Annotated in this window: 15 protein-coding genes; 12 read left to right on the top strand and 3 right to left on the bottom strand. The window is 44.9% G+C overall.

Annotation, left to right across the window (positions count from 1 at the left end; translation table 11 throughout):
• The first annotated feature begins 196 nt into the window (after positions 1 to 196).
• A complete protein-coding gene (gene pncB / locus JFC06_RS03870; RefSeq protein WP_198334047.1) occupies positions 197 to 1,423 on the top strand; it encodes a nicotinate phosphoribosyltransferase in 1,227 nt (408 codons plus the stop codon).
• Positions 1,424 to 1,428: 5 nt separating this feature from the next.
• Here pncB and xseB read toward each other — a convergent pair whose 3' ends face one another.
• The 3 genes from xseB to JFC06_RS03855 form a co-directional block, all read right to left on the bottom strand.
• Positions 1,429 to 1,674 (bottom strand): exodeoxyribonuclease VII small subunit, encoded by a 246-nt coding sequence (xseB, locus tag JFC06_RS03865; RefSeq protein WP_198334046.1) that lies wholly within the window; start codon positions 1,672 to 1,674, stop codon positions 1,429 to 1,431.
• 105 nt (positions 1,675 to 1,779) lie between these two features.
• A complete protein-coding gene (xseA, locus tag JFC06_RS03860) occupies positions 1,780 to 3,279 on the bottom strand; it encodes an exodeoxyribonuclease VII large subunit (RefSeq protein ID WP_198334045.1) in 1,500 nt (499 codons plus the stop codon).
• Positions 3,280 to 3,508: 229 nt separating this feature from the next.
• A complete protein-coding gene (locus JFC06_RS03855; protein WP_193004845.1) occupies positions 3,509 to 3,877 on the bottom strand; it encodes a hypothetical protein in 369 nt (122 codons plus the stop codon).
• Positions 3,878 to 4,149: 272 nt separating this feature from the next.
• Between JFC06_RS03855 and JFC06_RS03850 the strand changes: the two genes are divergently transcribed.
• From JFC06_RS03850 to purF, 11 genes are all read left to right on the top strand, one after another.
• Positions 4,150 to 4,809 carry an alpha/beta hydrolase gene (locus JFC06_RS03850; RefSeq protein WP_193004844.1) on the top strand — a complete coding sequence of 220 codons (660 nt, stop codon included), beginning with the start codon at positions 4,150 to 4,152 and terminating at the stop codon, positions 4,807 to 4,809.
• An 85-nt stretch (positions 4,810 to 4,894) separates the two neighbouring features.
• Positions 4,895 to 5,995 (top strand): cell division protein ZapE, encoded by a 1,101-nt coding sequence (gene zapE, locus JFC06_RS03845; RefSeq protein WP_198334044.1) that lies wholly within the window; start codon positions 4,895 to 4,897, stop codon positions 5,993 to 5,995.
• A gap of 130 nt (positions 5,996 to 6,125) precedes the next feature.
• Positions 6,126 to 6,785, top strand: a complete 660-nt coding sequence (locus tag JFC06_RS03840; RefSeq protein WP_193004842.1) for a nitroreductase family protein — start codon at positions 6,126 to 6,128, stop codon at positions 6,783 to 6,785.
• A 113-nt stretch (positions 6,786 to 6,898) separates the two neighbouring features.
• Positions 6,899 to 8,194, top strand: coding sequence for an NAD(P)H-dependent glycerol-3-phosphate dehydrogenase (locus JFC06_RS03835; RefSeq protein WP_193004841.1), 1,296 nt, complete (start codon positions 6,899 to 6,901; stop codon positions 8,192 to 8,194).
• Positions 8,195 to 8,325: 131 nt separating this feature from the next.
• A complete protein-coding gene (locus tag JFC06_RS03830) occupies positions 8,326 to 8,784 on the top strand; it encodes a SixA phosphatase family protein (RefSeq protein ID WP_198334043.1) in 459 nt (152 codons plus the stop codon).
• 49 nt (positions 8,785 to 8,833) lie between these two features.
• Positions 8,834 to 10,144 carry a type II secretion system protein GspL gene (gspL, locus tag JFC06_RS03825; protein ID WP_198334042.1) on the top strand — a complete coding sequence of 437 codons (1,311 nt, stop codon included), beginning with the start codon at positions 8,834 to 8,836 and terminating at the stop codon, positions 10,142 to 10,144.
• Positions 10,145 to 10,192: 48 nt separating this feature from the next.
• Positions 10,193 to 10,762 carry a type II secretion system protein GspM gene (gene gspM, locus JFC06_RS03820; protein ID WP_198334041.1) on the top strand — a complete coding sequence of 190 codons (570 nt, stop codon included), beginning with the start codon at positions 10,193 to 10,195 and terminating at the stop codon, positions 10,760 to 10,762.
• Between the two features lie 39 nt (positions 10,763 to 10,801).
• Positions 10,802 to 11,416: a DUF4870 family protein gene (locus JFC06_RS03815; RefSeq protein ID WP_227670172.1), complete on the top strand. Its 615-nt coding sequence runs from the start codon at positions 10,802 to 10,804 to the stop codon at positions 11,414 to 11,416.
• 212 nt (positions 11,417 to 11,628) lie between these two features.
• Positions 11,629 to 12,663 carry a quinone-dependent dihydroorotate dehydrogenase gene (locus JFC06_RS03810; RefSeq protein WP_193004837.1) on the top strand — a complete coding sequence of 345 codons (1,035 nt, stop codon included), beginning with the start codon at positions 11,629 to 11,631 and terminating at the stop codon, positions 12,661 to 12,663.
• A 140-nt stretch (positions 12,664 to 12,803) separates the two neighbouring features.
• Positions 12,804 to 13,301, top strand: a complete 498-nt coding sequence (locus tag JFC06_RS03805; protein WP_193004836.1) for a CvpA family protein — start codon at positions 12,804 to 12,806, stop codon at positions 13,299 to 13,301.
• A gap of 321 nt (positions 13,302 to 13,622) precedes the next feature.
• Positions 13,623 to 15,158, top strand: coding sequence for an amidophosphoribosyltransferase (gene purF, locus JFC06_RS03800; RefSeq protein ID WP_193004835.1), 1,536 nt, complete (start codon positions 13,623 to 13,625; stop codon positions 15,156 to 15,158).
• Positions 15,159 to 15,253 lie beyond the last annotated feature (95 nt).

Genomic DNA, 15,253 nt, shown 5'->3' with positions numbered 1-15,253 from the left:
GAAAAAGCCATCAATCGTAGTAATTTTGCGGCAGGCAAGTAGCGAGCTGTGAAATAAACAACAAACTTCGTTATACTGAATGGTTATTGATGACTCATTATTAGTGAGTACTCTCATTTGCTTGTCCATATATGATGTCGCTTTGAGTATTGGGTGACGTTTATTTTTTATTTTTGCGTTTTTTTAAGGCCATAGTATGACCGTTACCCATGTTCCTATTATTACCTCCTTACTTGATAACGATTTGTACAAATTTACAATGTTACAAGCGATGCTGCACCAGTTTCCGCAGACGCATGGTGTCTATCGTTTCCGCTGCCGTAATAATAAAGAGGCGCTCTATCCGCTGGCTGATATCAAAGAGCCGCTTGAAAAACAACTAGACAGTTTATGCGAATTGCGTTTTTTAGAAGATGAGTTGGCGTATTTGCGTGGTTTGCGCTTTATGCGTTCAGACTTCGTTGACTACCTTGAGTTGTTTAAACTTAAGCGCCGTTTTATCACTGTCAGTACGGATAGTAAAGGCCGCTTATTTATCGATATTGAAGGCCCAATGATTCAAGCCATGTTCTTTGAGGTCTTTGTTTTGGCCATTGTCAATGAGCTCTACTTTAGTGCTCTATCAAATGAGAGTGTCATCGAAGAAGGACAGCGCAGACTGGATGAAAAAGTAGCTTTGTTGCATCACTATGCAGCCGAAAGAGCAAAAGAAGGACGGGATACGCCGCCGTTTATTGTCGCTGATTTTGGTACCCGTAGGCGCTTTAGTAAAGCGTGGCAAGCGCATGTGGTTGAGACCTTACACAACGCTGAACCAAAAATAGTGGGCGGCACGTCTAACGTTTATTTGGCAAAGCAGCTGGGGATGACGCCAATTGGCACCATGGCGCATGAGTTTATGCAAGCTTTCCAAGCGTTGGATGTGCGTTTACGTGATTCACAAAAAGCGGCGCTTGAAGCGTGGGTACACGAGTATCGCGGTGATTTAGGTATTGCGCTGACTGATGTCGTTGGGATGGATGCGTTCTTACGTGACTTTGATTTATATTTTGCCAAACTGTTTGATGGGCTGCGTCATGATAGCGGTGACCCCTATATTTGGGGCGATAAGGCGATTGCCCATTATGAAAAATTAAAGATAGATCCCAAGACAAAGGTACTGACCTTTAGTGATGGACTGAATCTTGAGAAAGCGTGGGAGTTGCATCAGTATTTTCGAGGCCGTATTAAAACCAGCTTTGGCATTGGTACCAATTTGACCAATGACATGGGTATCACGCCAATTAATATCGTGCTAAAACTGGTTGAATGCAATGGACAGCCTGTCGCTAAATTGTCTGACAGCCCAGGCAAGACCATGATCAATAATGACACGTATCTTGCCTATTTACGCCAAGTCTTTGAAGTGGATGAGCTGGAATAGATGGCTTAGCGGTCGCTATTTTCTACTTTGTTTTCTTCAGCGAAAGCGGCGTCTAATGCTTGTTGTACCGCATTAATGCGCGTCTCGCAAACGCGATAAGCAGCAATGGATTCTTCAACAGTGGTCATGAGATTGTCAATATCCGGCTCGTCTTGCTGCTGTAGTTCAGCCGCATTGGTTTTTAGAATATCATAAGCCGCCTTAAAGGTTTTTGGGGCGGCTTTTTTACGTTTGCGAGTAGGGGTGGTCATAGCGTGTCCTAATGTTCAAAATTATGGTTGAGTAAAAAATAAAGTAAATAGGGGTTAAATGTTTTGATCTAACAGTGTTATTAATAACATTTAATAGTAAATAACTTACGTGGCTTGGATATCTATGATCTGCGCCTTGGCCTTACCGTCTTTTAAGACAATATGTACCGTTTGCTGAGGGTGGAGCTGGGCGCTACTGGTGAGTATTTGTTTGTCTTTTTCATCCATAAGTATGGTATAGCCTTGCTTCAGCACACGAGAGGGTCGATGCAGCAGCACAATGTCACGCAGATGTACGCTGTCTCGCTGGGCTTGGATCAGCTGTTGCTGACTACTTTGTATAATCGTCTTTTTATAATTCTGGCTATCACTAGAAGCCATAGATAACTGTTGATAAGCCGAGGCCTGCATCTGTGTGTCCAGCTCATGGGTTAGTCTGGCAGCTTGCTTTACTTGACGTTGAGCACTTTGCTGAATACTGCGCCACGCATAGTCACTGTCTTTTTGTAGTGCGGTTAATTGGCCGGTTGTTTGCGACTGTACGCGGCTTAGTTGGCGCGCCGTTTGTTGCTCTGCCGTATTGAGTTGACGCTGGGCGGCTTGCTTAATTTGTGCTTGATACTGTAGCGTCTGAGCGATCAATTGTGCTAAATGGCTACTAATGGCGGCGATGACTTTTGACGGGGTATCAAAGCTGGTATGGGCGACTTCATCTAGGACAACTTTGTCACGTTCATGTCCAACCCCGACCCAGACAGGGATGGGCTGTTCGGCCACCAAAGCGGCAAGCTCATAGTCGTTTAGATAAGCCAAATCACCGACAGCACCACCACCGCGAATAATGACTAATAAATCTGGCAAACGCTGGTAGGTGTCTTGAAATTGCTGCTGAGCGCTGATGATGGCGTGTCGTATCTCAGCGGGTGCATGATTGCCTTGAAAAGTGGCATTATGGTAATGAAAATGACAAGCACCTGTGCGCGCTAAGCGATTCGCATCGGCTTGAAAATCTCCCAGTCCAGCGGCTTTTTCGGGTGCAATGACCAGCACATGCTCGATGTCAAAGGGAGCAGGTAGTTGCTGATTGAGGTTCAGTAGTCCTTCACCTGTCAAGCGGTCGACCATTTGCGCATATTGTCTTGCCAAATCCCCTAACGTGTAGCTGGGGTCAATATCTTCAATGGTCAGCGAAAAGCCATACTGAGCATGAAAACCTGCAGACACTTTTAGGAGTACCGTTAAGTCGCGGTCAAGTGGCATACCGGTTGCGCGCTCAAACTTCGCTAAAACGCGTGTGGCTTTAAAGCGCCAAAGGTTGCCACGGCAGCTGGCAACGACTTTCCCGTCGTCATCTTTTTCCGCTAACTCAAAGTAATAGTGGCCGCCTTTGCTAGACAGATTGCGAATCTCTGCCTTTACCCAGACGCGGTGATCAAAGGTTTGTTTGATGACCATCTCAACCGCTGACAAGTAATCACTAAGACGCAAGACAGTGTCTTCCAAATGGTCTTCTTGTTCCGCCAATTCAGCTTCCAAGGTGGCCAAGTCTTTGGCAGGCGCCAATACTTTAGCTTGGGTTGCATGTGAGAGATTGGGTTTGCGCATAGTAGTAGACCATGTGAGTAAAGCTGGGAGGTTGGTTGGGACATAAGCAGCCCTAGATGGGGTAGTTTACCTTAAAAGCACATGCACAAAAAGCGAAGCCAACAAGTTGCATGAGAATCCTTCCCACCGACTGGTTGGCGACATATAGTCAGTTAAAAATAAAATCGACTACTTGAAGCGTGCTGGTTTTCTAGTTTTTATACCATTCATTCATGTTACTGACAGCGAATTACTGACAGCGAAAACTAATGGTGTATTCGTAATCATCGCTACGTGATAAATCTGGTGAGCCAGTACCGAAAATTGAACCTACCACCGCGCCAACTTGACCAACCATACGGCCCGTGCGCTCATCTAAGATTCCGTTGTATTTGACCGTATCCTCGACGATAATCACTTGTTTACGGCCGCAGGTTTTTTGCGCGCTGTCTATGGCATTTTGTTGTGCTTTAACTTTGGTGTCTGCGATGCCAGTCGTTTCATACACAGAGTTAGCACGTTGGATGACTGGTGATGAAGGCGTACTTTGGCAAGCACTCAAGGCAAGTGCCGCCGCTAAAGTGGCTGTTAATGTGGCGGTTTTATTCATAGTATTCATAAGTGATTCCTAATTTTTGTCTATTGAACATAAAAATTGAATATCAAAGTTAAGTCGTTACTATATGCTACAAGTGCATCGCGTCAGTGAATATGGCGCTCAATCCTTTTATAAACCTAACCCATTCCTCTCTTCGGTGTCTAGGCGGTTATTGTGTTCTATCTTATCGCAACCTTACCCGTTCATCTGCCACATTGACACAGCAAATCACTTGAAATATAAACCATATCTAGGATAATTGACCTATTCATTCTTAATTAGTAAGTAACTTTATGCAATTGATTCCTGCTCCTGCTGGCGTGCTCGAAGTCGACGCGTTATGGCAACAAGACAACCCTAACGATCCGCAGACCGATACAGTGGCATTGCTTTGTCACCCCAATCCGTTGTTTGACGGTACGATGAATAATAAAGTGGTCACGACTATGTACCGTTTTGCCCGTGATAACGGTATGCATGTGGTGCGTTTTAACTTTCGCGGAGTGGGTCAGTCAACTGGTGAGCACGATTATGCTGAAGGTGAAGTCGTGGATGCAATGACCGTGCTACAATGGATTGCTGAACAAACCAATGCGCGTAAGCTATGGCTGGGTGGTTTCTCTTTTGGTGGTTACGTGACGGCACGCGTGGCTGAACAGGTGCTTGAGGCCTCTCATGTATGGGGATTGAGCGATTTTGAGATCTCTAAAATTGCGCTTATCGCCCCATCAGTCGAAAAAAACGACAGTCGTGATTTAAGCTTGCCCGCTGATAAAACCTTTGAGATTTATGGTAATGCGGATGAGGTCATTGACCCTGATAACATGCAGGAATTTGCTGAGCGATTGGGACTTGCGGTCAGCGTCGTGGATGGGGCAGGGCATTTTTTTCACGGTCGATTGTCAGAGCTGAAGGGTTTATTAGAAAAACACAGTTTTGATAGGCAGAGCTGAGGTTACGGATAAGGTTTTGTCCTGATAAGATAAGCCAATATCAGTCCATTATTTACCATTTATTTATCTAACGATGAGTCGTATTATGAGTTTATCTCCATTGCAACGTTACGAGCAAGCCGTCAGTACGGACGACTTTACTCGAGATGAGCAGCAGTTCAAGGCCATGAGCTATCTTGATGAGATTTATCATCAGCTCGTCAACCATGTGGAACAAAAAAAGGGTTTTTTTAGCTTTTTAAAGTCTAAGCCTACCGCCCCAAAAGGCTTATACATGTGGGGAGGTGTGGGCCGCGGTAAAACGTGGATGATGGATATGTTTTACGATTCTCTCACTACCCCGCGCAAGATGCGTCTGCATTTTCATCATTTTATGCAGCGGGTACATCAAGAGCTAAACAAGCTGCAAGGTGAGAGTGACCCATTAGAGAAAGTCGCTGATATCATCTATGAAGAAGCGGTCATCATTTGTTTTGATGAGTTCTTTGTCTCTAATGTCTCTGATGCCATGATCTTAGGTGATCTGTTTACCATGCTGTTCAATCGCGGTATCACTTTGGTTGCCACCTCAAACATTGAACCCTCCGGACTGTATAAAGATGGGTTGCACCGTGACCGTTTTTTGCCTGCTATTGCTGAAGTTGAGCGCCATACCACGGTAATGAATATCGATTCTGGTATTGACTATCGTTTGCGTGTCTTGCAGCAAGCGGAGTTATATGAATCGCCGTTGACAAAGGCAAACCATCACTGGCTCGCCAACCGATTTGCTAGCTTATCTAACAATCAAAAAATCAGTAATGAGCCTATTACGGTTAATGGCCGTGAAATTCGAATCAACGCTCGCACTGAAGACATTCTATTTTGTGATTTCCGCCATCTATGTATGGAGCCGCGCTCAGCTTCTGACTTTATTGAAATTGCTAAGCGGTTTAACACAGTGCTGGTCAATGCCGTACCAGCGCTAGACGATGATTTGCGTGATCCGACGCGCCGTTTTATTTACCTTGTTGATGAGTTCTATGATCGCCGCGTAAAGCTTCTGGTACGAGCAGAACAGTCGATTTTAAATCTGTATCAAGGAGAGAAGCTGGCGTTTGAGATTGAGCGTACACGCTCACGCCTGCTTGAGATGCAGTCAGAAGATTATTTGCGCATGGAACATCGGGTAGAGGATGCGGCGTAAAAGTTCGTATTAATAGAAAACCCCACCTCTCAGGTAGCGGGTGATTCATGTTGTATTCACTGTATCACATAAAAAATTTGATTTTTTGCATGAGAAAAAAGTAAGAGACAATAATAAATAAGGATAGACGATGACGGCATTTGATGAAAATGACAAAGCAAAAAATGGGAACAAGCTGCCCCTTAAAGATAGGATAACAGAGTATCCGCCATTGTCTGCTGAAGCGTTGATTGGTTGGATTAATTCAAGACGTAGTATGGGCAACTTGGACACCCCCGCACCGACACGCGACCAGATCGAAACGGCGATTGAGTGCGCAGCAACGGTACCTGACCACAAAAAGTTGTCTCCGTGGCGCTTCATCGTAACACAGGGTGATGCTCGTCATGATTTGGGTCGTGCTTTGGTCGACGCTGCTCAAGCAAAAGCGGTGCGAGAAGGAGAAGACTTGTCTGATAAAGACATCAAAAAGGCCCAGACCATGCCGTTACGGGCGCCCCTTATCATCACGGTGGTCACTAAAATACAAGCCCACAAAAAAGTCCCTCCTTTTGAACAACTGCTCAGTACTGGTGCTGCTGTACAAAATCTTATTTTAGCACTAAAGGCTCAAGGTTTTAGTACGGTATGGCGTACGGGTCTATTGTGTAATGAGCCTGCTGTCAAAGCGTATTTTGACGTCGGTCCAGATGATTATGTGACGGCTTTTGTTTATACTGGTACCAGTCCAAAAGATGAACCCACACGTAAACCGATTGATATCGAGCCATTAGTCAGATTTGAGTCATAATATGGCTGAACGCTGCCCGTTCAATAAAATGGTCGTTAAAAAGCCAGAAAATCTCAAAATTCAACCATGATAAATTCTACTAATAATAAGTCAGTCAACACGGATAAAAGAACATGACCAGCCCTAATGATAGCAATAAAGACATCGGCAATGATGACAGTGAGATGAGTAAGAGTGCTCCTGAAAAGCAAAACAGCCTGCTGGCAGGTATCATCGAACGTGCTAGCAAATCAGGTATCGGCCGTAAGAAATTGAATCCTAGTGCGGTAGAATCATCGGTGGCAAAAAACATGGCAGAGATACACAGTAGGCCTACCAAGCTGCGTTTGGCATTTTTAGGGGGTGGTAGTTTTGGTACTGCCATGGCAAACTTAGCCGCTCGTAATGGCTGTGATACCACGCTGTGGGTACGAAACAAACGTACGGTAAAAGCCATGATAAAGACCCAAACCAATAAAAAATATCTGCCAAGTTATAAGCTTGATGATCGTTTAAAGTACAGCCATGACTTAGCAGCCACGGTTAAAGACAAGGACATTGTATTTATCGCTGTACCTGGTTTGGCTTTTCGTGAGACTTTAAAAAATATCGCTCCTTTTATCAGCGGTCAGTCTATCGTGTCATTGACCAAAGGGATGGAAAAAGATACTTTTGCTTTGATGAGTGACATTATCAAAGACGAGCTGCCAGAAGTAAATTTTGGCGTGATGTCAGGTCCAAACCTGGCTATCGAAATTATGAAAAACATGCCGTCTGCGACGGTGATTGCTAGTGAGTCTGAGCCACTGCGTCATGCAGTACAAGCGGCACTACACAGTGCCTTCTTTAGAGTTTTTGCCAGCGATGATGTGAAAGGCGTAGAGCTTGGTGGTGCCCTCAAAAACATTTACGCGATAGCCATGGGGATGGCATCAGCCTATGATGTCGGTGAAAATACCAAGGCAATGATATTAACGCGTGCGCTAGCAGAGATGAGTCGTTTTGGCGTGGAAGCAGGCGCGAATCCGCTCACATTTTTAGGACTGTCTGGTGTTGGAGATTTATACGCCACCTGTAGCTCAGAGTTGAGTCGCAACTACCGTATCGGTACGATGCTTGGTCGTGGTATGAGTATCGATGCAGCAGTGAAAAAGCTGGGTCAGACCGCTGAAGGGGTGAACACCATTCAGCAGGTGCACGAAAAAGCCACCAAAGAAGGCATATATATGCCAATTACCCACGCTCTTTATGCGGTTATTTATGAAGATAAAGCTGCCCTAGGAGTCGCGCTACACTTGATGGAAGCAGGCTTCCGCAGTGATGTTGAGTTTGTCATGGCTCATGATCATAGTAATGCGGCGCTTACTGCTCACATGAAAACGTCAAATAACAGCCCTGACGATAAAAAAGACGATGCTGACCATAAATAAAGCACCTCAGACAATACTATGCTGTCATTAGCCTACAGGGCAGTAATGATCTCGATAGGGTAGTAATGATACAAAGTCACAATAAAAAATATACCAAAAAATGCACCAAAAAAGATAGGACAAGGACGGTTATGAAAATTATATTAGTACGTCATGGTCAAGCAGAAGATGAGACGCGTCCAGATAGTGCGCGTCGGTTGACAGAATTTGGGCAACAGCAAGCGGCACAAACCGCAGAATATGTGACGACTCACTATCATCCAGATCGTTTCATCGTGAGTCCTTATGAACGGGCGCAGCAAACCCTAGCAGAGTTTCAATCGCGAGCGTCTAAAGTGCCAGTAACTATACAGGACAATATTACGCCCTCTGATGAGGCTCGTAAGGCGTTAGTAGACCTTGCTAATGTAGAAGCAGAGTGCCTTGTGGTGGTTTGCCATATGTCTATTATCGCCCACCTTGCTGGACTGTTAACAGGGGAGTATCCTGAGTCGTTTTCTTTAGCAGAAGCAAGGGTGTTTGAAATGGACTTTGTGATGAGCGGGATGGCAAGTGAAATTGATCGTTTTGTTCCTGATCAGCCGTATTGAGGGTAGTCGCTCTTTTATCACCGCTTTTATTTAATTAAGGACACGCTTAGTGTTACACGTTTGGTTACGAGCGCAGCATAGCCCGCTAGCTGTCTGGCATGAAGATGTACAAAGATGGCAGTCAGTCGATGGTTGGCAACAGCTGCAAGCTATCTATGGTAGCTATAAATCCAATACGCGAAAGACGGTGTGTCTATACTTTCCTTCCAGTCATGTACTACAGGTAGATACTGAGTTGAGTGTCGCTCAGCTTAAGCAGCTGGGACACAGTGGCAAGCAATATCTGTTTGAAGAGACCTCCTTAACCCCTGTGGAGCAGTTGGCCATTCGTCAAATCAGTGATGCTGACAGTCACCAACTGTATGCACTGGCGCAAAGTGATATTGAGTCATGGCAGCAAGGTGTTAAGCTGACTGGTATGAGCATAGTGGCACTACTTCCTGACTTTTTATTACTGCCAACGCCAAACGATCCCGCCGGTCAGCAAGTAACACTTTATCAAGATACGTACACAACGCTACTGCGCCAGTCGTTGCATCAGGGCATGGCTGTCAGCTATTTGCCATTAATTTTTGAGCGCTTCTCGCGTTTGAATGAAGTTAGCGTCTTGTCGCCTATTGACGCCTCTGGTTTCTCGCTCACCCAGTCTATCAGTGACAGCTTTACTGACAGGATGGAAACTGATGATGGTAACGATTTACAGAAATTATCAACGAGCGCTGACTTTATGGCGCAAACAGAAAGGCTTATTACTGAGCACCAGTTGTTGTTAACCAAATCTCCTACGTCGACGCCAACGCCTCTTGAAAACCCTGACCGTCATGCGCTTAATTTCTTTGTTAAATCTACGGATTCACAGCTATCACCATATTTGCGTGTGGCGATCATGGTAGCACTGTCAGCGTTGGTACTACAGATGGCGACCGATGGTGTGCAATGGTATCAGTATAATCAAGCGACAGCGGCGACCAAGAACGAGATTGCTAGGCAATATCAATCTTGGTTTGCGGATGAGCCACTGAGCAGCCGTACAAAATTGCAGGTACAGTTGCAGCCTAAGCTGCGTAGCGATAGCCAAGCCACGGCCTCTCATATGGCAGCCTTGGCTCGAGTGTCGCCTTTAATCAAACAATCCTCACTGCGCGCGCAAGCATTAGTCATGCAGCCATCGACCCTTAGTTTTACGTTGATTGCGCCTGACCGCGGTAGTCTTGATAAATTTGCAAGTACACTGACTGCAGAGGGTTTACATGCCAAACTGGAGCAAGTGAATGGTAATGAGCAAGGACAATTTAGTGGTCAAGTTACTGTGAATGTCGTAGATAGTAGCGATAAGCAAGCAAATATGGCGGCATCATAATCTATTAGCCATTTATTTAGTAGCAGTAAGTTTAGAGAAGGTCAGAAGATGAAACCATTACAGCGCCGCGCAAAACGTAATATCGTCACCTCTGATAATACGACCAGCAATGGCTCCATTGTCTTATCAGGACACATGAACCGTTTCCAAAGTGTGTTATCAGCGCGCTGGCGCGCATTGTCTTCACGCGATCAATTGGCGTTGACCATATTGTCCGTATTTTTACTGTTATTTATTGGGGGCTACGGTGGCTATAGTCTCCATCAAGCGGCAAATCATAGTAAGAGTAACTATCAAGAGCAAGTCGCTGATTATTTTTGGTTGCGTGCCCAAGCGGGGAATATTGATCGCAGTGCGCTGAATGCGGCCAACGGTGATGACACGGTAATGCCACCTGCCACTACTGTTAGTGCGTTGTTAAACGATGCAGGTATCGCAAATGCTCAAGTAGTCGCGGTTGGTGATGCTGTGCAATTGAGCTTTAGTCATGCCAGTCAAGCAGTGGTTAGTGGGGCGCTTGGCAAGCTTGAACAGCAGGGCTGGCAGTTTACTCAGCTGTCTATGCAGCAAGACCTGACCAACAAATCTATTCAAGTACAAGCGACGGTTACGTCATAGACGACACTTTATACCACGTTATTAAAATAGTGATTTGGCATGAGCCTCATTGAAAAACGGCTTGTCTGGCACAATCAAACAGTTATTAGTCATTATCAGACCGAGATACTTATGATGGATCACTCTACTGATCAAAAGCCTGATGAGCGTGTAAAGCATCACACCAAAACTGCTGACCGCCGTGACCGTGATTCTATTGATACAATGGCTGACTATGAGGTTGAGGTTGCCCAACGAGGACAGAATAGTATGATGAGCGACAATAAGCGCCGTTCTTTAATCACTTATAATCACATTACGTACTTCTTGTACGTGATCAGTTATTTTACCGCTGGTTTGCTGTGGATTGTGCCGATTGTGATGAACTATGCGAAACGACATGACGCTGATGGCTCATGGTTGGCCACACATTTTGACTGGCAGATTAAGACCTTTTGGTACAGTATCGTCTGGTTTTTCTTAGGTTTTCTCATTATTACCTTTGCGTTGGGCGGTTTTGGCGTCAGTATGCTAGCTGATAGCGGAAATGTCGCCATCGGCTCAGTGCTACTGGCTGGGTTTGGCTTGCTGGTTATGATCTTCACTTTTGTCTGGCACCTTTATCGTATCATTCGCGGCTGGATAGCCTTGACTGATGGTCGTCCTGTGCCGTAATTACTGCTTATAAATCGCGGCATTTAGCTAAGTGGGAGTGCGATTTATATCAGCAGTTCAGGGTTCGTTTATACAGGCTGGCTGCTGTTTTGATGTGAAAATTTACCGCATGAAACTTTGCTCTTATTTCAGTTAAGCTGATATAATCGCAGCGCCTGATTTTATTCACATTCTCCATTCACTATTTCTTTCGAGCAGGGTCTGCCATTACTATGTCTTATGCCTTACTTCGCCCTTTTTTGTTTAAAATGGATCCTGAACACGCTCACGAGATGACCTTATCCTTATTGGATAAAGCTCATAAAGCGCGTGCTTTGGGTTTGGTATACGGTCAGTCGATGCAGCCAACAGACTGTATGGGGTTGCAGTTTTCTAATCCAGTTGGTCTAGCAGCAGGTTTGGATAAAAACGGTGACTATATTGATGCACTCGCTGAGCTGGGCTTTGGTTTTATAGAAGTGGGTACGGTCACCCCAAGGCCACAAGTCGGTAATGACAAGCCAAGATTGTTTAGAATCAAACAAGCAGATGCCATCATTAATCGTATGGGTTTTAATAATCAGGGTATTGATTATCTGATTGAAAACGTCAAACGCTGTAAATATAAGGGCAATATTGGCATTAATATCGGTAAAAATGCCGATACGCCAGTGGAACAAGCCGCGGATGATTATGTCTACTGTTTAGAGCGTGCCTATCCGCACGCCTCATATATCACCGTCAATATCTCCTCTCCAAACACCAAAAATTTACGTGATTTGCAGAGTGGGGACGCATTAACACAACTCTTGGATACGATTAAAAACCGCCATAGTCAATTGGCAACTGAATATGGTTTTTATGTGCCATTGGTACTTAAAGTTGCCCCTGATTTAGAACCGCTACAAGTAGACTATATCTCGCAGCAGTTATTGGATTTTGAGATTGATGGTTTGATTGCCACCAATACGACATTGAGCCGCGTGGGTGTCGAAGACTTGCCCGATGGTGATCAGATGGGCGGTCTATCCGGTCGACCAGTGAGCCACATTAGTACTCAGATTTTACAACAGTTCTCTGATCAGCTAGATGATAAAGTAACATTGATAGGAGTAGGCGGCATTGATAGTGGCGCTAAGGCGGTTAAAAAAATTGAAGCGGGTGCCGACATGGTGCAGCTCTATACTGGGCTTATCTACCGTGGGCCTGGACTGGTACAGTCTTGTATTCAGGCAATCGGTGGCTACTATGATGCGATGGAAAGCTAACCCGTCCGTCAAACCATTGCCATTAATTGTCACAAAATGAGTAAAAGGGCGTGGTGATAAGTTGAATAATCAATGATTAACTTTAGTATAAAACCCGAAGTAAACACTCGCTAAGAATGAATTGAGTATGAGGCGTAAACATGAGTGGTCTGGATATCGTGATTGCTGTTGTTGTCTTAATTGGCTTATGGCGCGGCTTTCAAGTAGGACTGATTAAGACAGCAGTTGGCTTGGTGGGTTGGTTTATTGCGCTGATTGCCGCTACGCGTTTGGCAGGCTCAGTCTCGCCTCAGTTATCCGGCATTGTGCAAAACCCTGTGTTGCAAATGGCCATGGCTTTTTTATTGGTGGTGATTGCCATATTGGCTGTCATGCACTTAGTGGCTTTTGTTTTCTCAGGCGTGCTTAAAACCCTTCGTTTGGGTCTCGTGGACAAGATGGCAGGTGGTGTGCTGGGTGCGGCCAAAAATGTGTTGATGGTGTTGGTTATTCTGAGTGTCAGTGCCCCGTTATTGGTGCAGCTACCACAGTGGCAAACGTCAGTACTTGCCCCTGAACTACTGCCTTATGCACCGATGGGTAAAGAGTTGGTTTCAGATGTGTTAGGGGTAGCATGGAATCAAGTCAACCAGTCATAAATATTCATACCTCTAAACTTAATATGGCACTTCTTGTCACTTTTATTTTTTGAGTCTGACTTTTATAGCATCTTCTTTGTAATTCATCCTTGATATTATTTTATTGAGCAGCAGTATGGGGTGATAAAGGACAAACACTGAATTATTAACAGATTAGTTTGCCCATCATCAAAAAAACAATATCAAAAAGACAATCATTCGTTAAATCTCTAACAAACGTCATCAGGTAGGCGGTGAGTGGTAGCTAGTGTTTTTAATAGTACTGCCAGAAATTTTACCGTCATTGTAGTACTAATGTGTAGGTCAAAATAGGATATAACTATGTGTGGAGTCATTGGGGTTGCCGCTCATGAGCCAGTCAATCAGATTCTTTATGATGGCTTGACGATGCTACAGCATCGCGGGCAAGATGCAGCTGGTATTGTCACTTTACAGGATGGACGACTCTATCTGCGTAAAGAAAACGGTATGGTACGTGACGTTTTCATGAATCGCCATATGATGAAGCTGGTCGGCAAGTTTGGTATTGGTCATGTTCGTTATCCAACGGCTGGTACCTCTAGCAGCGCCGAGGCTCAGCCTTTTTATGTCAACTCGCCTTACGGCATCACACTTGCGCACAATGGTAACTTGACCAACGCTGAGAGCTTGGCTAAGTCATTGTACATCGAAGATCGCCGCCATCTTAATACCGACTCAGATTCTGAAGTACTATTAAACGTACTGGCTCATGAAATGCAGAATCTAGACAAAACCCATCCAACAGCTGATGATATCTTTAAAGCCGTCACGGCTGTCTATAGTCGCTGTGAAGGTGCGTATGGTGTGGTTGCCTTGATTACTGGCCATGGTTTGCTTGCATTTCGTGACCCAAATGGTATTCGTCCGCTTATTTTTGGCAAACGCATGGCAGAAAACGGCGGCACCGAATATATGGTCGCGTCAGAGTCGGTGGCATTGACAGGGTCAGGGTTTAGTATCGTTCGTGATGTCAAACCAGGCGAAGCTATTTTTATTGATTTGGATCATAATCTACACACTCACCAGTGCGTAGAACAGCAAGAGTACACGCCTTGTATCTTTGAATATGTCTATTTTGCCCGTCCAGATTCAATCATGGATAACATCTCAGTGTACAAATCCCGCTTACGGATGGGTGAAAAACTGGCAGATAAAATCCTTGCAGACTGGGGCGAAGATCATGATATCGATGTGGTCATTCCTATTCCTGATACCTCGCGGACGTCAGCGATGGAGTTAGCCCTTAAGATGAATGTTAAATACCGTGAAGGTTTTATGAAAAACCGCTATATCGGTCGTACCTTCATCATGCCAGGTCAGCAACAACGTAAAAAATCGGTGCGCCAAAAGCTCAGCGCTGTACCATTAGAGTTTAAAGGCAAAAACGTGTTGTTGGTTGATGATTCTATCGTTCGTGGTACGACGTGTCATGAAATCATCCAAATGGCACGCGATGCAGGGGCTAATAAAGTCTTCTTTGCGAGTGCGGCGCCACCAGTAAAATATCCAAACGTCTATGGTATTGATATGCCAGTGCGTAGTGAGCTTATTGCCTCTGGTCATACGGTGGAAGAAGTGCGTGACATTATCGGCGCTGATCGGTTGATTTTCCAAGACTTGGACGATTTGATTGATGCCGTAAAAGATACCAAACATAGCAAAGTTGAAGGCTTTGACTGTGCAGTATTTAATGGCTGCTACATTACTGGTCAGATTAATGAAGCCTATCTTGATCATCTACAAGAACAGCGTAATGACACCGCTAAGACAGGCAAAAAAGGCGTACAAATCGTTGCGGATACCCCAGTCGATATGATGGGTGTCGAAGAGATGTAACCAATTAAACCTTCTTACGTTTTCAGAAAAAGGCTGTATTTGAACCGACCCCCATAAGTTGGACACAACTTATGGGGTATTTTTATGCGTTACGA

It is taken from the genome of Psychrobacter namhaensis (assembly GCF_016107545.1).
GTDB lineage: Bacteria > Pseudomonadota > Gammaproteobacteria > Pseudomonadales > Moraxellaceae > Psychrobacter > Psychrobacter namhaensis.
Note: the sequence above shows the minus strand (reverse complement) of the source record. Positions and strands in the feature narration are given on the sequence as shown.